Below are 20,822 nucleotides of genomic sequence, written 5' to 3'. Positions count from 1 at the left end.
CGAGGGGCGAACTAAACGCGATTCGGAAATTCCCGCGTTCCCGATGGCATGGGCCTTCCTTGACCAAAGTTCCTTGAGCACCAACGTTAGAGCGAATCTTATAGGTAGAGCGGACCATGTGGAATTGCGATACCATTTCAATTTGACAAAATGCGACCCTCAACACCGCAAAAATAACGGATGCGCAACCGATCTCGCCCAACGACCGCTGTGCGATTCGTTCCTGTCACACTGTTCGTTATACTGTTGTCAGCACACACTCGATTGATTTTTCAACAATTGGCAAACCACGCAAATGAATTCGACAACACGTCTCCTTAGTTTTGCCTTGCTGATCTGCTGCGGCGGAGTAGAGTCGCCAGCAGACGAACCTCGCAATGCGGATGTCATTGTGTATGGCTCCACACCGGGTGGCTTCTGCGCCGCCATCGCTGCCGCTCGCGAAGGCGCATCGGTCATTCTTCTCGAGCCGACGGACCATGTCGGCGCGATGAACACGGGCGGGCTGAGCCATTGCGACTCCAATCAGATGGTCCGCAGCACGCTAATGGGTTTGTTTGACGAGTGGCATATGCGCGTGGTGAAGGACTACACCGATCGTGGCCTCAAAGAGCCATACGACCCGGCAAGAAAGGATCAATCAAAGTGGACTTTCGAGCCGCATGTTGCGATGCGCGTGGCCATGAAGATGCTCGACGAGGCTGGAGTCACGGTGCTGACCGAGCGTTATCTTCAATCGGTCTCAACAGAAGGGCCGCGGCTCAATTCCCTTGTCACAAAGCACGGCACGTTCACTGCCAAGGTCTTCGTCGACGGCAGCTACGAAGGCGACTTGATGGCAGCCGCAGGAGTCGATTGGACGATCGGGCGCGAAGGGCGGGCTGACTACGGTGAGTCGCTGGCGGGTAAGCAGTACCCGAAGAAGTTGATGAAAGTAAGCGGTTTCGATGATGACGGAAAACTACTGCCACTGGTTACCACTGATGATGCCGGGCCTGATGAGGCAGGGGACAAGAAAATCATGACTTACAGCTTCCGGCTGTGTCTGACCGAGGACCCGAAAAACAGAGTGCCTATACCCAAACCGGACAGCTACGATCCGGCTCGGTTTGATGTTGTTCGCAGAGCGATGAAGACAGGCGTACGGGTTGGCTTCGACCTTTACCCATTGCCTGGCGCTAAACTCGACGGCAACAACTCCATCGGCGGACAGTTTTCCATAGGCCTGGTAGGCGGCCCCAACGAATGGCACTCGGCGGACGAAGCGGGGCGAAAAGAAATTTGGGAAGCACATAAACAGTACACGCTTGAGTTTTATCACTTCCTGAAAACCGACCCGGTCGTTCCCGCTGAAATCCGTAACAGATATGCGAAGCTCGGCCTGTGTAAGGACGAGTTCGCTAGCTATGGCCACTTTTCACCTGCGCTTTATGTTCGCGAGTCGCGTCGCATGAAGGGCATGTACGTAATCAGTCAGAGGGACATCCTCGATGAGCCCATCAAAGATGACCCCATCGCCATCTCGTCCTTTCCGATCGACTCCCACGACGTCCAGCGAGTTGCACTCAAAGATGGAGGCGTCATTAACGAGGGGACTATTTTTCCAGTACGCAGAGAGAATCCAAAACGGGGCTACCCATACCATGTGCCGTACCGCTCGATCCTGCCCAAACCTGAGCAGTGCGACAACTTGCTTGTGCCGGTCGCTCTGTCGTGTACTCACGTGGGCATCTCCTCACTGAGGATCGAAGGCGCGTGGATGGTCATCGGCCAGGGCGCTGGCGTCGCGGCGGCGTTGGCTGCGAAAGAAAGCGTACCCGTGCAGAAGCTTAGGTACGCAAACCTGCGCGAGCGGTTGCTGGCTCAGAAACAGGTTCTCGACTTGCCCGAGGAGTCTGACGAGCCGTCCGCAAATGCGCCTCGTTCCTCCATCGACCCAAAGACGTTGCCCGGCATCGTACTCGACGACGGGGCCGCAACGGTGACCGGCAATTGGGTACCGTCCACTAACGGTAAACCCTTTGTGGGGCGCGGCTATATCCACGACGAACGCAATGGCGACGGGAACTCCACCGCGACCTTCCGATTTAAGGTGCCAAAGTCCGGTCGATATCAGGTGAATATGGCTTACTCGCCTCATGAAACCCGAGCAAAGAATATTCCGGTGACCGTTTCGTCGGGGATTCACAGCAAAACAATCGTGGTGAATCAGACCCTGCCACTTCCCGACGGCAGACATTTTCGCTCGATCGGCACGGTGGATCTCAACGCGGATGTCGAAACTGAAATTCAGATCGCGAATTCAGACACTGCCGGATTCGTGATCCTGGACGCTCTGCAACTGATGCTCATCGAACCGAATTGATTAACAAAAAGGAAACGGCGACACGGTTTGACTCCTCGCAACGCGACACCTTTTGGCTCGGCAACCTTACTCTGCCCACAGGAAAATGTGTCAAACAGCTGTTTGCCCCACACCTATTCTCACTACGACTTTGGTAGCGTCGCTTTTGAGTAATTCCTCTCGCAACGCGGAAAATGTCTCGCTGAAGTACAAACCCGCGTCAGTCGACAATCCGTCGATCTTCGATCGCCGACGATCCGCAAACGCTGGAAATCTCCGTCGACACCAAGGCGAAAGTGAAGTTGGGCGAATACTCCTTGGGGGGAAAAAGCGAGAACCGACAGCGCGGGCAACATCGTCCAAGCGTGGGATCATGATCCTCCCGGTTCCGACAAGCTGGTTCCGTTCGGCGTTCTGGAACTCACCACGGGACTGCTGACACTCATCTTTGGCACGCGTGAGTGCAGCGACTTTTGGGGTGACTGCATGACGTTGTGGTGGGAAGGCGTTCGCAGTCGCGGCGTTCGACGTTTGGTGGTGTACCTTGATAACGGGCCGAGGAACTCGGGAGTCACGCGTAAGTTTCTTCGCCGTATGGTGCAGTTCGCGGACTGGTCGGGCCTCGAAGTGTGGCTGGTGTACTATCCGCCTTATCACAGCAAATACAATCCGGTCGAGCGCTGCCGGTCGTCGCTTCAACGGAAATGGAACGGCGTTCTGCTGAAGTGCTGGAATGTAGTCCGAGTCTGTGCCTTACGAATGACCTGGAACGGAAAGCACCCCAGCGTCCAACACATCGAAAACCCCTATGACCACGAAGAACCCGTCACGAACGCAGAAATGAAACAGATCAACGCTCGACTGCAAAGATCCGAAACGCTCGCCAAGTACCACATCATTATCAAACCACTCAAGCCACGCGGCAGGTAATGTCTCATCCGCCGAACGCCTAGCCGGCTTGCAAGCGAGCTTGATAGTTGCGTCCCTTCTTGACGCGCCCGATCTCGCGAGCCGCCCGCTTAGCTTTCTTGCGGAGCGATTTGGCTTGCCGCCAACCGAGCTTGCCGAACAGACTGGCTAACTCGGGAGCCAGCGTGAGAATCTTTTGCAAGCCATCGAGCATCAAACTCGACTCGGTGGGGTAATGCACGTTGGTCTCGGCGACGAACGAGTCGCCTCGGATGGTTTCGGCGGCATTGGGCACCAAGCGATGTCCCTCGGTAACGATCAAGTGATTGATCTTCTCAATCGTTTCGGGTTGGACGAGACAGATGTTGTCGCGAATGCGTCGCCAGTCGAAAGGTTCGTCGTTCCAGTTCTGAAAGACTTGCATGATGTTTCGTAAGTTGTTGTGATTCTCAGCCAGATATTGCAAGTGATCGTAGGTGCAATTGCAGCCCTGGCGTACTGACGCGAGGACGAGAATCTGCCACAATGTCATGCCCGGTCGACCGCGTTTGGGATCGGCATCGCCGACGACATCTTGCGTGATCAAGTCGAGTGCTTGTTGTCGGAGTTTGGGCTGTGAGTAAAGGTGTTGCAAGCCCCGAAGAATGGGAATCATCCGACTGCGGCAGTTATCATTGAGCGACACTTGCGTGACAGCCGGACAGCCTAGGTACGGCTGCGATACCCACAAGTGCCTGAAGTCAATCTCAAAGTCAGATGCAATTGCTGATAAGAATGGGTGTCCCTGTTTGCCCCCGTTCGACATTACTGAAAATTGCCAAAGTGGAAGTGCCGAAAACAAGCGACAGCTTGAATCTGACGCCTCTGTTACGAGGCCAAACCGATTCATTTCCCGATCGCGCTCTCATATGGCACTTCCCTAATTTCTGGGGACCACTCTCTCGAACGGAACCCGTTCCCGGTCCAGGACTTGGACCGGGCAGCACGATTCGCCATGGCGATTGGAAGCTGATTTTCTATCACAGCGATCAGCGATTCGAACTCTTTAACTTGGCGACTGATCTCGGCGAGACCGAAAATTTGGTGGATGACCAACCGAAGATCGCAGATCACCTTGCAGATGAGCTGACAGGATTCTTGCGTGCACACAATTCACCTATGCCGATCGTCAGATCGACCGGTGACCCAGTTCCGATGTCTTCCGAAGTTCGCGGTCGATAGCAGATTATTCCTGACATAAGAGCTATCGTCGTCGGAAGGTTCCCCGCACTGTGTTGAAGGAGTCGTTGTCAGAACCGCTGCCTGATCCAGTGAAGGACAGCGTGAACGTGTCGCCGTCGAACCACTTCGTTGGGAAAGAGGCGAAGAACACGTTGTTGCGCCAAGGAAGGTTACTACCGAGACGTTCTGATCCAAAGGGGGCGGTGGGCTGGAAATAGCTGACGGTGGCCCAGGGCCCCCAGGGGTTGGGCGCTTCGAAGATGCCCAGTTGGCCGTGGTGGCTGATGCCGTGTTCGGTGGTCAGCAGGATGCGATCGAGTCCTGGGTGATATGCGGCACTGACGCACCAGCCGACACCGTTTGCATCGCTGAAGACCGGTTGCTTGTCAGCGACCCCGCCCCAGGTCGGTTTCCCGCCGTCGTCGACACCGGTGAAAAACTCCTGGGACTCGCGAGACTCGAACAGTTTGTCGGGGGCGGCACGTGCGAGGTAGATGTCTCCTGGTACCTGAGTGCGAAGCCCGCGACCCATGGGCCCCATTTGCTCTAGGTCGGGCTTCTCGGGGCGAATGAAATACGAGTAGATGTATCCGTCCATCCGTTGCGGAACGCCAGTATTTCCTCGCCCGAAGTTGAGGAATGTGGGGACGGACAGGTTCTCTACTTCGTTGAATTTCCATTCGGCCTTTGTCCAGGTTGCGCCGTGATCAAGTGAGCGGGCGAGTTCGGCATGTTCGAAGTGGTTGCGATACGGCAAGTTCGGCGGCACGTCTGGCACCGTCCACATGAACAAAGTGTCATCGAGCGCGATCGTGCCCCAGCTCTTGCCTCTGAACGTGGCGGGATGCTCGGATTCGAACCCACCCCAGACATTAAAGCCTTGATAGTCGGCGGCCGGACCTTCGATACGCGCAAAGCCGAGATTGGCTCGACCGCGATTGTTAGTGCCGCCGAAACCGCCCCCGTCGCCCCAGGCTCCATACAGATTGTCGTCTGCAGCCCAGGTGAGCTGAAAGTTGTCGCTGCCGAGCGCGTGCCGTTTGTGAGTGGTCCAATCGAAGGTGAGTCCAGCAATGGTTTGACTGTTCGGGTAGGGAAGGTCGAAGGAGGACGGGGAGCTTTCGACGTTGAGAATGAAGGCTGGCTTGCGGTGGTCGGCCAACAGGTGACGGGATAGCCGCGCGAGAAAGTAGTCGCTGCCACCCCAGGCGGGAGATGCCGCAAAATCGCCGAGACGCTGGCCAAGGGAATCCGTCAACGCGGGCTGGATCCGGGCGAGGGCGTCGAGGGCAAAGACCTGGACCTCGGGCTGGACCTCAGGTGCTAGGCTGGCTTCAATTGCGGCCAGGGCGTCGGCTGATTCGCCACGACGCAAAAGGGCTTCGGCGGCTGCGATGCGGACACTGGATGCTTCGTCGTGTAGCAAGCTGAGGAGCTGATCAGTTGGTGAAGCGGTGGGAGAGGCAGCGGCGAGCCAGTAACGCATCACAGCGGGCGCGCTGACCGGATCGATCGGGCGGGGAGCGTTGGTGCCCAACTGGACCGCGTCGAGCCAATCGATGATGGTGGAAAGTGGGTAGAATTCGTCTGCAGCTGTGGCGGCGCGCGGTGAGTGGCCGTTGGCTTGCGCGATCATCATGGGCTCCGGCAAGAAACCAGTGTCCCGAATGCTCAACAAGTGGCCACGCAGGGCGCCACGCATGCGAGCAACCTGTTCGTGCATGCTCGGATCGTTGGCAAGATTGTGGACATTGTCCGGATCGGCTTCGCAGTCGTAGATCGCTTCGGCGGAAGCCGGGGAAAAGAACCGTGATTGCTCGGCAGTGGTGAGGTGGCGCCGGTGGTAGAGATCCCATTCTTGGGCGCTTGCCATGCGCCAGAGAAAGTCGGACCACTGGCCCCAATGGCGATCGGGATGGTAGTTGCGGACGTATCGGTAGCGCCCGTCGGTGACGGCACGAACAAGGTTGTAACGTTCGTCCATGCGATCGGCGAACATGTACGTGAACTCTGGCGCGGGGGCACGCGCGGGCCCAGCGAAGGCGCGGCCTTGGAATTGTGGCAACGGTGCAACTCCGACGAGGCTGAACACTGTGGGGGCGAGGTCAGCGAAGTGGATCAGCTCTGGGTTGTGCGTGCCGGGACCGGAAGGCGCGAGATGGCTATATTTCGGAGGGAAATACGCGACCATGGCAGCGTGAGTTCCAGCGTCGTTGAGGAAGCGTTTGCTGCCGACGACGGCACCACCGTGATCCGAGTAGTAGAAGATGATTGTGTCGTCGGCGAGCCCGTCTGCTTCGAGTTCAGCGAGGACCTTACCGATGGCTGCATCGGCGCGGTTGACGCAGTCCTGGTAACGGGCGATGTCATCACGGACGACGGCGGTATCCGGGAGATAAGCCGGTACGCGAACGAATTCAGGTTCGGTCTGAAGTGGAAGATGTTGAAAAATCCGAGACTCGTGTGATTCAAAAATATTGAACACTGAGAAAAACGGCTGGTCGGACGAGCGGTTCCGCCAATGTGCGGTTTTACTACTCTCGTCCCATACATCTTTCCATGACGTGGATGTGTTGTAATCGGTTTTGTCGTTGTTGGTGCAGTAGTAGCCTGCCTCGCGGAGTGCTGCGGGGAAGAATCTTACATCTGGCGGCAAGGGGCGTTCGCTACGCATGTGCTGCGTGCCGAGGCTGCTGGCGTAAACGCCAGTGATGATCGTGCTGCGAGAAGGAGCGCAGATTGGCGCGGTGTAGACGTGATCGAACACGATGCCCTTTTTTGCAAGTCGGTCGATGTTAGGAGTGCGCGCGAGCGTGTTGCCATAAGCGCCTAGATATTCAGGTGAATTATCCTCGCTGACGACCCACAGAATGTTCGGGCGGTCTGCGGCGACTGCGAGGTCGGCAAACAGGAGAGAAACAATTACGCCGAGCACTAGTCTCATATCAGGGATCCCGAAAAGAAATGAAAAGCCACAACCGATTTCACTCGGATTCTTAAAACTTTGGCAGATCGATAGAATAATCAAACAGACGTTGAAGTTTGCGAAGAATTCGCAATGCACTTTACAGGCCAGATGCCCAACTTGACAAGCCGCTTGCGGCCTGAGAAGCTTGGGCACTTCGCTGGCCCGGTCTGCGATAGCAACCTGCTCAACTGGCTAGGCAGTGTTGGTTTCTAATTTTGATGCTTGGTGTCACGAGGATTTCTGCTCGACTGATTTGATTCTGTCGACCGCGACCCAGACGGCCCGGCCAGCAGTGTGGCGATCGAGTAAATAAGGCTCATCCGACGGAAGTGTGCGCGGAGCTTGATGTCGTCGAAAGTGCGATGCATGGATGAAAAAGCGTGGACATGCCATCCTTCAAAGAGATTTCTCACGTCGACTTTGAAAGAACGCACATGTCCACCACCCTGTTGTATCAGTCCTTCGGCATTCGTGGCTACCAGCAGATTCGAATCGAGTTCAACGCTGGCGTCACGCGGTTCCATGTCGCCCCTGATGAAAAGTCGATCTGCTGTCCTTCGTGCGGGAGCAACAACGTGATCCGACGAGGCGTCAAACAACGCGAATTCAGGGCCTCGCCGATCGGCTTGAAACAGACCGTCGTCGTTGCCACCTTGCCTCGGGTGCAGTGCCGCGATTGCGGGGTCGTTCGGCAGATCCAGGTCCGCTTTGCCGATGCGCGTCGAAGCTACACCAAAGACTGGGCCAAGTACGCATTGCAACTAACTCGCAGCATGACGATCAAGGACGTTGCTGATCTTCTGCGCGTCACCTGGGACGTGATCAAGGAAATCAAGAAGAACGATCTCAGGCGGCGCTTCGCCAATCCTTCCTTGAAAGACGTTCAGCGGATCGCCATCGACGAGATCTGCATCGGCAAAGGGCATCGCTACGTGACACTGGTGATGAATCTGGACAGCGGTGCGATCATCTACGTGGGAGACGGGAAATCGGCTGAATCGTTGGTCCCCTTTTGGAAACGACTGGGGCGTCGGCGGCATCGAATCGAAGCGGTGGCGATGGACATGTCCTCAGCCTACATCTCTGCGGTAAGAGGAAATCTTCCAAAAGCCGACATCGTCTTCGATCGCTTTCATGTGGTGAAGCTGATGAACGAAAAGTTGACCACATTGCGTCGGCAACTGTACCGCGAGGCAACGGTCGACGAGAAATCCGTGCTCAAGGGGAGCCGTTGGTTACTGCTGAAGAACCCCGAGAATCTGAGCGAGGATCGGGACGAGAAGGCTCACCTGGCCGCCGCGCTCGAACTCAACGAACCGCTAGCCATGGGATACTATCTCAAAGAGGAGTTGCGTTTGTTTTGGGCGGAAACATTTCGTTGGCCCGCGCAGTTGTTCCTGCGGTCTTGGTGCCAGCGAGCGATCGCGACAGGACTGTCGCCACTGAAGACGATGGCCAAAACACTGACGCGACTGGAGCACGGACTGTTGAGCTATTTCGATCACCGAATTTCTTCCGGGCCGATGGAGGGAACCAACAACAAAATCAAGACAGTCCAAAGGCAATCCTATGGCATTCGTGATCGCGAATACTTCGAACTGCTCCTCTACTCGCTCCATCAGACAAAGTACGCTCTAGTCGGATGAGCCGTAAATAACGTGCTCGGCTGCGATGGAAAGGTTGACTGGAGGCTAAGAGGGAATGGAAACCCAACCTCTCGAGTAAATTATTGCCAAAGACCCTACATGGACTTTTGCCTTCAGAGTGTCAGCTCAATAACCACAATCTGTGAAATGCGTTTTTGCTCCGGCCCCTTCAAGTGAATATCGATACTTATGTATCTCATTGACATTACCCGACTTGTCCTGACGGCAACTGGATTGGCAAGCCTTCTTGTTGTTTCATGTTCGCTTGCAAACGCTGCGGACAAGCCTAACGTGATTCTGATCGTGGCGGATGACCAGGGGTATGGCGACATGTCGTGTCATGGCAATCCCATATTGAAAACTCCTAACATGGACAGACTCTTTATAAAGAGCGTGCGACTGACTGACTTTCACGTCGCGCCGATGTGCTCGCCAACTCGTGGGCAACTGATGACCGGACGCGACGCGATGAAGAATGGATGCACGGCCGTGTGTCAGGGGCGATCAATGATGCGCGCCGATATTCCGACCATGGCCGACTTCTTTGCGGGATCGGGATACGACACGGGGCACTTCGGCAAGTGGCACATGGGCGACAGTAATCCGCATCGACCGCAGGATCGAGGGTTTCAGGAAACGCTTCATCATCGTGCGTGGGGAATCACGTCACTCGCTGATTACTGGAGCAACAGCTACTTCGATCCGGTTTTGAATCACAACGGTGTTGATAAGAAGATCGAAGGCTATTGCACTGACATCTTCTTCGATTACGCAATGGAGTGGATCGATCGCAAATCGAAAGTTAACGACGACAAGCCGTTCTTTGTCTACCTACCGACGAATGCGCCGCACGTGCCAGACGTGTGCGATGACAAATATTCCGGTCCCTACGTCGGCGAGCACGACGGTAAGAACATTCCCAGCAAGTTCTTTGGGATGATTGCGAACCTCGACGAAAACCTTGGTCGGCTGGAAGAGTTTCTAAAAGGTCGCGGACTGCGAGATGACACGCTGCTGATCTACATGTCGGACAACGGTACGCAGAGCAACGAAGCGAAGGAATTATTCAACGCTGGCATGAGGGACAAGAAGAGGAGCGTGTTTGAAGGCGGTCATCGCGTGCCTTGCTTCGTTCGTTGGCCGAACGGAAAGCTGATTCAAGGTGGCGACGTGAATGAGCTGACTCAGGTGCAAGACCTGTTGCCGACGCTGATCGAACTTTGTGGTTTACAGGAGGTAAACTTCCCGTTTGACGACAGTGTGGAATCGCAAGCTCGAGGCTTATGCCACTTTGACGGATCCAGCCTTGCCGGTTTGCTAAAAGGAACGTCGAACGAACTGCCTGACCGCAAGATTGTCATTCAATACGGCGTCTCTGGCGCAAAATGGGGCTCCGCCGTTGCACTCTGGGACAAGTGGAGACTTGTCGGCCCCGGAATGCTCTACAACATCGCCACCGATCCACATCAGGACCACAACGTTGCTGATCGGCATCCTGAAATCGCTAAAGCCATGGAGGAACATTATGACCGGTGGCACGCCGAAGCGAAGCTGTTGCACGACATACCTCGATGGATCAAAGTTGGCACTCAGCAGCAAAATCCAATGATGCTGTACGCGCAGGACTGGGTGGGCGATTACTGCGACAGCCGCAGTGGACTTACGAAAGGTACAGCGGTCGGATATTGGAATGTCGATGCTGCCAAAGCTGGCATATACGAACTGGAATTTCGTCGCTGGCCTGCGGAATCTAAATTGCCGCTGAATGTCGGATACGGTCTGGACTTCAAACAGGGCCAAAAAGGGCAGCGTCCCGTTGTGGCCGCCAATCTGCAGATTGGCGGCGCGAACTACACCCTCGACTGCATTGCCGAAGAGACCCACGTAACTTTTCGCGTCAACCTGAAGGTCGGCCAACAGCGATTGAGTACGCGTTTGCTCGATGCGAGCGATCAGACGCTTTGCAGCGCGATGTACGTCAAGCTGACCCGGCTGCCTGATTCGGTAAAAGTCGAACTGACTCCGGAGTCAGTTCGAAAACCAAAAGACACTGCTCACGCCGCATCACCATTCCCGAATCCAAGTCCGGCGAGACCAGTGACGCTCGCCAAAGACGACATCCTTATGGCTGATTTCGAGGGAAAGGACTTTGGCGACTGGGAAGCAACGGGTGACGCATTCACGTCTGGACCGACTGAGGCCAAGAGCCGTATTGTCGGCTTTCAGGGACACGGCGTTCTGGACACATTCATTGCCAATGGCAGCGACAGGCCAACCGGCACACTGACGTCCCCGGAATTCACAATCGATCGCAAGCAAATCAACATTCTGATCGGCGGCGGAAAGACACCAGACAAGACGTGCGTGAATCTGCTGGTTGACGGTAAGCCCGTACGAACGGCGATCGGCAGCGCGACCAAAAATGCAGCCAATCAGAAGATCCTGCGATGGGTCATTTGGGACGTGTCTGAACTTGAAGGCATGTCGGCTCGCATCCAGATCGTCGACCAGCATTCAGGTGAGTGGGGCCACATCGTTGTCGACCAAATCTACCGATCGAATCAGAAGCCAAGTGCAGAATCCAAATGATTGACGTGAAGCCTCACGGTCGAGGAGATCGTGCGGCTTTTAAGTGCTTGTTTTGTCTGCGTTTAGGGAATTTTGTTGAAGGCGGTCGATCTGCATCAGCGTCTGGGCGAGAACCAGTATGCCTGTCTCGGCGCGGGCGCGGCGAAGATCCTAACGGCGATACGCTCACAGTGACTCCGCAAATCGTGATTGACGCGACATACGAAGGCGACATGATGGCAGCGGCAGGAATTCCATTCCGCACCGGTCGCGAGGCACGATCGGAATACCACGAATCATTGGCTTCCGAATCGGCCGATGGTCAATTGCAAGGCTACAACTTTCGATTGTGCATGACGCAAAAGGAAGACAACCGAGTTCCCATTCCCGTTCCCCAAAACTATAACCGCAATGACTATGTTGGGGTAATTCCGCTGGTCGAATCAGGTGTCATCAAGTCAGCTTTCGGCTATCCCGGACAGCCGTTTCTGTTGAAGGCCCATCTGCCGGTGATGCCTAACGGCAAACATGACATCAACGATGTTTCCAAAGGTGCCGTTCGACTTTCAAGGCCCGGAAAGCATCTGGATTATCCCAATGGTGATCTCGCGACGCGCCGACGCATCGAACGGGAACACCTTGATTGGCAACTGGGACTGATCCATTTCGCTCAAACGGATGGCTCGCTACCGGACGCATTTCGAGCCGAGGCCGCGACTTGGGGATTGTGTCGCGATGAGTTTACTGAGTCGGGAAACATCCCTGAGCAAATTTACGTTCGAGAAGCTCGCCGTATGGTTGGCAAATACGTCTACACAGAGAACGACACCGAATACGCGGCAAATGATGCTCGCGCGAAGCGTCACGACGATGCGATCGCGGTGGGAGAATACAGCCATAATTGTCACGGCACGGATCACGAAGGTCCGATGATCGGAGGACGACACATGGGCGAGTTCTACAAGGGTGTCGCGCCCTATCAAATTCCGTACGGTGTTTTGATTCCGCGAACAATGAACAATCTGTTGGTGCCCTGCGCCTGCAGTTCAAGTCATGTTGGTTTCTGCGCATTGCGACTGGAACCGATTTGGATGTCGCTTGGTGAAGCTGCCGGTCTGGCCACAAATCAGGCGATTGCACGCCGCATCTCGGTGCAGCAACTTGATGTCCTATCCTTGCAGCGAAAGCTCTGGGATACGGGGGCAGCCACAATCCACGTGAGCGATGTTTCCCCGCAACACAAAGACTTCGTCGCCGTGCAATGGTGGGGGAGCGTTCGCGGTCTGCACGGAATCGAGCCCGCACCAAAGAATCCCGGCGAACGTGGAGCTCATATTGTCAGCCAGTATTTTGAAGCCTTTCCCGGACACGCCGTTCAGTTGGAAAAGGTCTTGGGTTCGGAAGTCGCCGATCACTGGCGAAACATTGCAAGAGGCCAGCACCTACCGCTCGAACAACTACCATCAGCCGACCGCCAAACGACTCGCGGTCAGTGGATTCGCGCCGCCTATGATGCGGCACATTCACCCGTTGGCGAGTAGCATTTCGGAAAAAGAGCATCAGGAAAAGGCTGCGACGCGCTGCCGCCGCCCCTTCACTTAATTGCTGCGGCACCGCTTCCTCCCTTTCTCGCTTCACGCACAATTTTCCATGGTGACCAGTTGACGAGGTCCGAATGATCGTGATTTGCGGAATGACCAATACCATCTCGCGTCTAGGAACTAAATGATGGTAGGATGAATCGCGGTTGAGACCGAACGGCTTGTACGCGAACTATTGCTGCGGACTATGAAAATGAATCGAAGCGGATGCTTAATCGTCACCGTCATCACACTGTTGGCCTTTGAATTGCTTACCGCGCATGCGGCACTGAGACAGCAGCCACCGTATCCGCAAAGTTCGGTGATCAAACGTGTCGAGTTTGACTTCGCGACGCACCGCAGACTTGCGCCCGGCAGCGACAACTGGCCAGTGACTTGGGCGGACGATGGACATCTATACACAGCATGGGGTGATGGTGGCGGATTCGGCGGGACGAATAGTGAAGGACGAGTCAAGCTTGGTGTCGCTCGGATTGACGGGAATGTAGAAGGCTACTCTGGCATCAACATCTGGGGAGGATTCAAGCCGCAGAAACCTCCTCAGTTTGACGGTAAGAGCTACGGTATCATAAGTGTGGACGGTGTGCTCTACATGTGGGTTGCTGCACAACCGGCCAGACACATGGAGTCGAGCGCGATCGCCCAGTCCACTGACCATGGAATGCACTGGAAGCTCGCAGACTGGAAATACACGTTTGAAGACGAATTATCTGTGCCGACGTTCTTGAATTTCGGTCAGGACAACTCGGGTGCTCGAGACGAGTATGTCTACAGCTATCTGATCGAACCGACATGGGGACCAGGCACGTTACCTCAGACGGAGCATGGCTTCGACGTTCACAAACCAGGACGCATTCATCTTACGCGCGTTCCGAAGGAATTGGTCTTCCAACGCGATCGTCATCAGTTCTTTGCTGGCTTCGCGACAGACGGATCGGCGACATGGTCGAGCAACATCGAAGCCAAACAACCGGTTTTCGAGGACTCCAACGGCGTTGGCTGGAATGTGAGCGTCTCCTACAATGCTGGTCTGAGACGCTACATCCTCTGTACAGAACACTCGCAATCGCATGCGGGACAGCTTGGCATGTTCGATGCGTCTGAGCCTTGGGGGCCGTGGACAACTGTCGCCTATGAAAACTCATGGGGTGAAGGACAGATCGAGACTTCTGCCTTCTTTTGGAACTTTACACAGAAATGGATAAGTGCGGATGGAGCCAAGTTCACGATGATCTTCAGTGGCAAGAACTCGAATGATTCGTGGAACACGATTGACGGCAGATTCATACTTCCAGCCCCGGATTTACAGTGAGCACAATGAAGTATCCCAGTCGAATCATGATTTCGCTCGCAGCGTCACTGTTGGTCATTGGATCGGTCTGCGCGAAAGATCGACCGAACGTGGTCGTGCTGTTGATGGATGATCTCGGTTATGGCGACTTAAGTTGTTATGGCGCAACGAAGGTTAAGACGCCCAATGTCGATCAGCTTGCCGCGGCAGGCAGACGCTTCACCGATGCACACTCGCCTGCGTCTGTTTGTACGCCATCGCGTTACAACTTGTTGACAGGACGATATGCGTGGAGAACGTGGAACGGTTCTTCAACTCTGTGGGCAAATGACCCGCTTTTGATCGATCCGGACCGCTTCACGATCGCCGACCTTTTTCAGACTCAAGGTTACTCAACGGCATGCATCGGGAAATGGCATTTGGGTTTTGGTGATCGCAACCAGCCGGGATGGGATGACATCCTTGGCCCCGATTACAACCTGCCGCTCAAGCCCGGGCCGAATGATGTTGGTTTTGAATACTTTTGGGGTTTCCCACACGTCGGACAATTCCCACACATCATCATTGAGAATGACCGAGTCCTGAATCTCGATCCGAATCATCCTCTGAAGATCACGCCAGATAAACGAGCGGGGTTTGAGAAAGATTACCTGCGCCGTCCGCGATCCGGACTGGCGGCTGCTTTGGGGCAGTCTGGTCCCGACGAAATGTTCTACAAGCACAAAGATCTGTCCGACATGCTGACTGATCGGGCCGTTCGTTGGATTGAAGAGTACGAGTCAGACCAACCCTTCTTTCTCTATGTCGCTCACCGCAACATCCACGCTCCAATTATCCCTGCCAAACGATTTCGTGAAACCAGTGAGATCGGTCCGCGTGGGGATTTCATTGCTGAAATGGATTGGTCGGTTGGTCAGGTCGTTGATGCGTTGCAACGTAAACAAGTGTTGGAGAACACGCTGTTACTCTTGACCAGCGACAATGGCGGAGTCGTCAGGTACCAACCAATTGAGTATGCGGCGGACCATGGCCACCTAATAAACGGCCCCTTGCGCGGTCAGAAAACGACGGTCTATGAAGGCGGTCATCGCATACCGTTTATCGCCCGCTGGCCAAAGATGATCAAAGCCGGATCAACCAGCGATGAGATGATTGCGCTCACCGATATGTTGGCCACGTTCAGTGACTATTTCGAGTTTGAATTGCCGGACGACGCCGGTGAAGACAGTTTCAGTGTATTGACTGCATTGCTTGATGTTCCTTCGAGTCGTCCGAGGCGCAACGTTCTTGTGAACGATTCCTTTTCGTCGCTGTTCTCGATTCGGCAAGGACCATGGAAATTGATTTTGGGGCAAGACGGTGGAGGCGCCGGTGAGTTGCCTCACTTGGACGCAGAACAACCAGCTGTGCAACTCTATCATCTCGGTCGAGACATTGCCGAGAAAGACAATCTCTCAAAGCTGCATCCAGATCGAGTGGCGCAGTTAACAGCGCTATTGGAACAGATCCGTCGCACCGGTCGAAGCCATTGATCCGCTTTCATTTTTTCTCGTACGCATCTGGTGCGAAAAGCGGTACGAGCCGTCCGGTTGCGTGTGGTCATGAACGGGTTCTCGTATCTTAGATCGTGCGGGCAAATTTGCATCAAGTCTTGATGCAAGTCATGTAAGAACGGTAGGTACTGTTAATCAGCCAGAATCAATGAATCACGGAGAGTAATCGCGTTCTGTACAGCTTTCGCAAGCGCCGGATGGTTAGTGTCACCGGTTGAAACTCGCTGCAGCATACAAACCGTCTGCCTGCGAGGGGCGAACTAAACGCGATTCGGAAATTCCCGCGTTCCCGATGGCATGGACCTTCCTTGAGCAAAGTTCCTTGAGCACCAACGCTAGGGACGGCACCGTGAGGATCGACTCGCACGACGTCCAGCGAGTTGCGCTCAGAGATGGAGGCGGCATTAACGAGGGACCAATCGAAAATCCGTTGAAGGGACTTGTTCTCTATCGGTGACAACATGAACGCTTTCCGTGCAGTAGTCGGTTGCGTTGATTGTCGAAATTGTCGGGCCTGAGAACAATGGCGAACAATTAGCTGGCTGATACGAGTGACGTTTCAATTTTACATCCAGGGAGTTTTCAATGAAAATCATCAAAGTGTTTTTTGCCATGTCGATCGTCGCATTGTCTTTCGGTTTCGCGACGGCTCAGGACTTACAGCAGCAGCGGCGTCCACGAATTTCGTTCAACGAAGTTCTCCGGCGTGAAGACGGGAACAAGGACGAAAAAGTGACGAAAGAGGAATTCAAGGGCCCCGAGCGACTGTTCAAGCGATTTGATCGCAATAGCGATGACCTACTTACCAAGGAAGATTTCGCCGGTGCACCTGCGGGGCGTGGTCAACAGGGCGCTGGTCAAAACGCTCCTGCTGATGTCACCGTGCTACGCGATGTCGTATTCGGCAAAGGCGGCGGTCGAGACCTGACGATGCACATTGTGCTGCCCAAGGAACAGTCGGATTCGCCGATGCCTGTTTATGTTTGGATTCACGGTGGTGGCTGGCAGGGCGGTACGAAGGATGGCGGTGTCGGGAAGGTCGTGCCGATGGTTCGAGAAGGTTTCGTTGGAGCGACGATTGAGTATCGGCTTACCGGGGAAGCTCCATTCCCGGCTCAAATCGAGGACTGCAAGTGCGCAATTCGTTACCTGCGAGCGCACGCGAAAAAGTACGATCTCGATCCCAAACGAATTGCAGTTGGCGGCAGTTCGGCAGGAGGGCACCTCGTCGCGCTGATGGGAACATCGGGGGGCGTGAAAGAGTTTGAGGGCGACGGAGGTTGGGCGGATCAGTCCAGCGATGTTCAGGCTGTCGTTGATTTTTATGGGCCGACAGACTTCAAAGCCTTCGTGACGACAGCCGGATATGAACATCACAACAAAGCGAACTCGCCCGAATCGAAATTGCTCGGCGGTGGCGTGGTGCTTCAAAACGAAGCCGGCATCAAGCGAGTCAACCCGATCACTTATGTCGACAAAGCGGACCCTCCCTTCCTGATCATTCACGGAACCGATGACCGAACCGTGCCGCCAAATCAAAGCGAAGCGATGGACAAGGCATTGAAATCAGTCAAAGTGGAATCGACGCTGCACATGATCAAAGGTGCCGGGCACGGTGGTCCAGAATTTGCCAAGCGGGAAATCGCCGAGATGCAACGAGAATTCCTTTTGAAATACATGAAGCCCAAGTGATGTAAAAGGGCAACGGCGCGTCAAATTATGTCCTAAGGTTGAGCAGCGCTGCAGTCAATGCAGGACTTCATCAGTTTTGTCGTCATAATTCGTTCAACGTGACCATTCAGACTCGTTCATCCTTTGGAATTGATGCCGCAGCCGTCGTGGATTCGGCGCCGTCTGTGGCATTGGCTGATGTGATCGCGGCCTTGTCCTACGCTCTGGACATCACCGAAGGCCAGCCGGAAGGCCACTGGACCAAGAGCTGTTTGATAGCGATGAAGATCGCGGAAATTATCGATCTTCCCTCTACAGACCGTTCAGCATTGTTCTACGGAGCGCTCTTGAAGGACTCAGGCTGTAGCAGCAATGCGGCCAAGGTGTGTTCGCTCTTTGGAGCAGACGACCGCGAAATCAAGCAGTCGTTCAAGATCAATGATCTGCGGAACAAGAGTGCTGCGCTCAGCTACATGGTGCGAAATGTCGCGCCTGATCGCACTCCTCTTGCGCGAGCAGCGAAGCTCGTCTCATTGATTGGTCAGCCTTCTGCAGGAACTGAGTTGATCAAGACACGTTGTTCGCGCGGGGCCGACATTGCAAGGAAACTTGGGTTCAGTGAACAGGCCGCTGCCGCAGTCCGTGCGCTGGACGAACATTGGGACGGACGCGGCGAACCCTATGGACTCAAGGGTGAAGAGATCCCATTGCTTGGCCGCATTGCCTGTCTCGCACAAACCGTCGAAGTCTACTTTAATAGCTACGGCTTAGCGGCTGCACTTGATGTCGCCCGTGAGCGATCAGGCAAATGGTTCGACCCAGACCCCGTCAGTGCCCTGTTGTCATTTCGAGACGACCAGAGCTTTTGGGCTACGTTGGATCAACGTGACGTTCGCGATGCCCTTGCTCAATGCGAACCCGAAGAGCAGAGGATGTTCGTTGACGAAAACGTCCCTACCGGAAGAGGCAGCTTTCGCTGGACGAAGTCTTCGAGATCATGGGCAAAGAAGCAGGCCCGAAGATCTGCCCAGTCTCATACGAAGCACTGCGCATACACGTGGAATCCTGAGTTGAATCTCAGCGAACGATGTGGGAAGTATGTTGAGCTCGGAATCAACAAATCTACACAGCACTCGATGCCATGCGGAGCGTGTTGGTAGGCGGCGAAGCAATCAAGATGAAAGCGTGGGCGCCGGCGCAATTGCAGCCCGACGATTCTCGCTTGCGCTTGTTCACTTGGTTGCCCAAACACTGTGTTGCAGTTTCGATGAAACTGCCGGACGGTCGCGGCAGGTCATTGAGACTCAATAAGCCGTAACACAACATCCTCGCCAGACCATGGAGCGGTGAATTCACGAACACCTCTGCCCGATATCGCTGGGGCTTCGCGGATTGCTCCATCATGGCACCGCAACCACTGCACTCTCAAATCGCCGGACGCCTTTCGTAGGTCGATTGTTACCGCAGCGGTATAGTCACGATTTCTCGTTGCATGCTGCCCGGTTCCTTTGGCGTTCGGATGATAGACGAGAAATTCTTTGAACTGCCGGCGAGCCAGCTTTGGTGCGTCGATGCCGTGCTTAATTTTCGAATCCTGCACAAGTGAGTCATCCGCCTGAAAACTGCACAATTCGATGTTGTTGGAACCAAGGAATCTCGAAATGTGAATCACAGAGTCAAGCCCCGTAAGCTGCTGACCGAATCGGAGTTTTCGTATATCGACAAAAAACTCCCGTTTTCCGGTCTGTCGATATGGATGTACGCTGAGCCACCTTCCTCCGTAGTTGGCCGAGCCTCCTGATAAGAGCCAGGACCAGAAAAGTCGGCGCTGCCAATAACGCATGTCGCTCGGGTCGCGGTCCCGACCATGGTCCTGTTCGTAGCGGTCCTCACCAAGGAAGACTGGCTTTCCAAACTTTTCGAATTTCTTGAACTCTGTCGCACTCAAGTCATGTTCGTCTTCCAAATGGATATAGGTAGCCCATTCCTCTTCGGAAAACAGAAACCCTGCATTTCGGTTCGGCCCCGTCGAGCGCGGATGCTGCCATGGGTCATGCTTCCAGAGGTAGCTCCCTGCTTCGCGTACAAAGGCCGTGTTGCGAGGAAACCTTTCTCCATAGTGACAATCGTTGACGACCAACCAAAAAACTTGAGGGTAGGCAGCGTAACGGGCGACGAGATAGCGGAGGATTCGTTGCTTTTCCTGGCCCGACAGTCGATGCCAGAAGTCTTCTTCTGTCCCCATGTTTGCGCAAGCGGAAACAGAATCAGTTGCACGTAGATCTCGGGATGTTCGTTTAGCATCCACTCCAGACGCTCATCGGCGCGACGCATATTCTTGAGATTCAAACGATTGTGTTTCCCGTCGATGTTCTCGCCAAAAAGGTTATCCCAGGGGCCATTCGGATGTGTCAATAAATTGGTTCGCACAGAAGTGATGCCAACTGTTGACAAGTCACGGACATAGTCTCGGAAATCATCCGTCGGCACCTCATTTCCTCCATGGTCCTTGCCAAGCAAAAGAAAGTAGGCCGTGTCATTGAGATTGAGAAACCACCGTCCGTCTTCTGTCATCCAATGTCGCTGGTTCCGAGGATGAACAAGCAGGCGCCCTCTGAGATCAGAATCAGCTACGTCAAACTCGCCCGACTGAGCATTAAGCTGTGAATCATGTTCACTTTTGGTAGACCATCTCCAGTTGCCAACCTCATTCACATACACGCGAGCGCGCCAAGTTCCCTCCCCAACAAAAAATCCATCAACCGTCTTTGCAGCGGCAGCACCTGACGGAGGTGTAAAGGTTACTTTGACTGGAACATCAAAGGGGTTTGGCAGCTTGGAATCTGACCTGAGAGCTATCTCGAAAACGCCATGCTTCTTAGCGAATTTGCCATCTCGCGAGAAGTTGTTCACCTCATTGTTAGCTCCTTGTGCCACTGGCACCACAGTCGCCATCAATAAAATGACAATGCATGCTTTAAGCTGTTGAACAATCATGGTCTGGATGTGCCTTGTAAATAGAGCTGACAGAGCGCTCTGAATATTTGATG

General features: G+C 54.5%; 14 protein-coding genes. 10 read left to right on the top strand and 4 right to left on the bottom strand.

Features of this window, described 5'->3' with window-relative positions; translation table 11 throughout:
- Positions 1-295 precede the first annotated feature (295 nt).
- Positions 296-2,365 carry an FAD-dependent oxidoreductase gene (locus CEE69_RS01220; RefSeq protein ID WP_099258728.1) on the top strand — a complete coding sequence of 690 codons (2,070 nt, stop codon included), beginning with the start codon at positions 296-298 and terminating at the stop codon, positions 2,363-2,365.
- A 333-nt stretch (positions 2,366-2,698) separates the two neighbouring features.
- Positions 2,699-3,274, top strand: coding sequence for an ISAzo13-like element transposase-related protein (locus tag CEE69_RS01215; protein WP_099258727.1), 576 nt, complete (start codon positions 2,699-2,701; stop codon positions 3,272-3,274).
- 19 nt (positions 3,275-3,293) lie between these two features.
- Here CEE69_RS01215 and CEE69_RS01210 read toward each other — a convergent pair whose 3' ends face one another.
- Entirely contained in the window at positions 3,294-3,908 is a 615-nt protein-coding gene (locus CEE69_RS01210; RefSeq protein ID WP_099258726.1) for a hypothetical protein, read from the bottom strand.
- Between the two features lie 101 nt (positions 3,909-4,009).
- Between CEE69_RS01210 and CEE69_RS33040 the strand changes: the two genes are divergently transcribed.
- Positions 4,010-4,474: a sulfatase/phosphatase domain-containing protein gene (locus tag CEE69_RS33040; RefSeq protein WP_390179953.1), complete on the top strand. Its 465-nt coding sequence runs from the start codon at positions 4,010-4,012 to the stop codon at positions 4,472-4,474.
- A 22-nt stretch (positions 4,475-4,496) separates the two neighbouring features.
- Here CEE69_RS33040 and CEE69_RS01200 read toward each other — a convergent pair whose 3' ends face one another.
- Entirely contained in the window at positions 4,497-7,595 is a 3,099-nt protein-coding gene (locus CEE69_RS01200; protein ID WP_143549126.1) for a sulfatase-like hydrolase/transferase, read from the bottom strand.
- A 281-nt stretch (positions 7,596-7,876) separates the two neighbouring features.
- Here CEE69_RS01200 and CEE69_RS01195 point away from each other — a divergent pair, with 281 nt between their 5' ends.
- The 7 genes from CEE69_RS01195 to CEE69_RS01160 all read left to right on the top strand — a co-directional run bounded on the left by CEE69_RS01195 (position 7,877) and on the right by CEE69_RS01160 (position 18,932).
- On the top strand, positions 7,877-9,088 hold the full coding sequence (locus CEE69_RS01195) for an ISL3 family transposase (RefSeq protein ID WP_099259195.1): 1,212 nt from the start codon (positions 7,877-7,879) through the stop codon (positions 9,086-9,088).
- A 189-nt stretch (positions 9,089-9,277) separates the two neighbouring features.
- A complete protein-coding gene (locus CEE69_RS01190) occupies positions 9,278-11,677 on the top strand; it encodes an arylsulfatase (protein WP_099258723.1) in 2,400 nt (799 codons plus the stop codon).
- Positions 11,678-11,847: 170 nt separating this feature from the next.
- Entirely contained in the window at positions 11,848-13,197 is a 1,350-nt protein-coding gene (locus CEE69_RS01185) for an FAD-dependent oxidoreductase (RefSeq protein WP_158230941.1), read from the top strand.
- Positions 13,198-13,450: 253 nt separating this feature from the next.
- Complete coding sequence (locus CEE69_RS01180; RefSeq protein WP_143549125.1) at positions 13,451-14,569, top strand: DUF4185 domain-containing protein; 1,119 nt, start codon at positions 13,451-13,453, stop codon at positions 14,567-14,569.
- A gap of 26 nt (positions 14,570-14,595) precedes the next feature.
- A complete protein-coding gene (locus tag CEE69_RS01175) occupies positions 14,596-16,080 on the top strand; it encodes a sulfatase family protein (protein WP_158230940.1) in 1,485 nt (494 codons plus the stop codon).
- 606 nt (positions 16,081-16,686) lie between these two features.
- Positions 16,687-17,793 carry an alpha/beta hydrolase gene (locus CEE69_RS01165; protein ID WP_233214478.1) on the top strand — a complete coding sequence of 369 codons (1,107 nt, stop codon included), beginning with the start codon at positions 16,687-16,689 and terminating at the stop codon, positions 17,791-17,793.
- A 98-nt stretch (positions 17,794-17,891) separates the two neighbouring features.
- Positions 17,892-18,932: an HD-GYP domain-containing protein gene (locus CEE69_RS01160; RefSeq protein WP_143549124.1), complete on the top strand. Its 1,041-nt coding sequence runs from the start codon at positions 17,892-17,894 to the stop codon at positions 18,930-18,932.
- A gap of 134 nt (positions 18,933-19,066) precedes the next feature.
- Here CEE69_RS01160 and CEE69_RS01155 read toward each other — a convergent pair whose 3' ends face one another.
- The gene (locus CEE69_RS01155; protein WP_199169777.1) at positions 19,067-19,720 is read right to left on the bottom strand and encodes a hypothetical protein; all 654 of its coding nucleotides are present in this window, start codon (positions 19,718-19,720) and stop codon (positions 19,067-19,069) included.
- Positions 19,717-20,769: a DUF5060 domain-containing protein gene (locus tag CEE69_RS33595; protein ID WP_099258710.1), complete on the bottom strand. Its 1,053-nt coding sequence runs from the start codon at positions 20,767-20,769 to the stop codon at positions 19,717-19,719. The genes CEE69_RS01155 and CEE69_RS33595 overlap by 4 nt, the downstream gene beginning before the upstream one ends.
- Between the last annotated feature and the right edge of the window lie 53 nt (positions 20,770-20,822).

It is taken from the genome of Rhodopirellula bahusiensis, from assembly GCF_002727185.1.
Lineage (GTDB): Bacteria > Planctomycetota > Planctomycetia > Pirellulales > Pirellulaceae > Rhodopirellula > Rhodopirellula bahusiensis.
Note: the sequence above shows the minus strand (reverse complement) of the source record. Positions and strands in the feature narration are given on the sequence as shown.

Excerpts from the sequence above, each read along its gene's own strand:
- CEE69_RS01220 (WP_099258728.1), top strand. The coding sequence starts at position 296 with ATGAATTCGACAACACGTCTCCTTAGTTTTGCCTTGCTGATCTGCTGC.
- CEE69_RS01175 (WP_158230940.1), top strand. The coding sequence starts at position 14,596 with ATGATTTCGCTCGCAGCGTCACTGTTGGTCATTGGATCGGTCTGCGCG.
- CEE69_RS33595 (WP_099258710.1), bottom strand. The coding sequence starts at position 20,769 with ATGATTGTTCAACAGCTTAAAGCATGCATTGTCATTTTATTGATGGCG.
- CEE69_RS01190 (WP_099258723.1), top strand. The coding sequence starts at position 9,278 with ATGTATCTCATTGACATTACCCGACTTGTCCTGACGGCAACTGGATTG.
- CEE69_RS33040 (WP_390179953.1), top strand. The coding sequence starts at position 4,010 with ATGCAATTGCTGATAAGAATGGGTGTCCCTGTTTGCCCCCGTTCGACA.
- CEE69_RS01195 (WP_099259195.1), top strand. The coding sequence starts at position 7,877 with ATGTCCACCACCCTGTTGTATCAGTCCTTCGGCATTCGTGGCTACCAG.
- CEE69_RS01210 (WP_099258726.1), bottom strand. The coding sequence starts at position 3,908 with ATGATTCCCATTCTTCGGGGCTTGCAACACCTTTACTCACAGCCCAAA.
- CEE69_RS01165 (WP_233214478.1), top strand. The coding sequence starts at position 16,687 with ATGAAAATCATCAAAGTGTTTTTTGCCATGTCGATCGTCGCATTGTCT.
- CEE69_RS01180 (WP_143549125.1), top strand. The coding sequence starts at position 13,451 with ATGAATCGAAGCGGATGCTTAATCGTCACCGTCATCACACTGTTGGCC.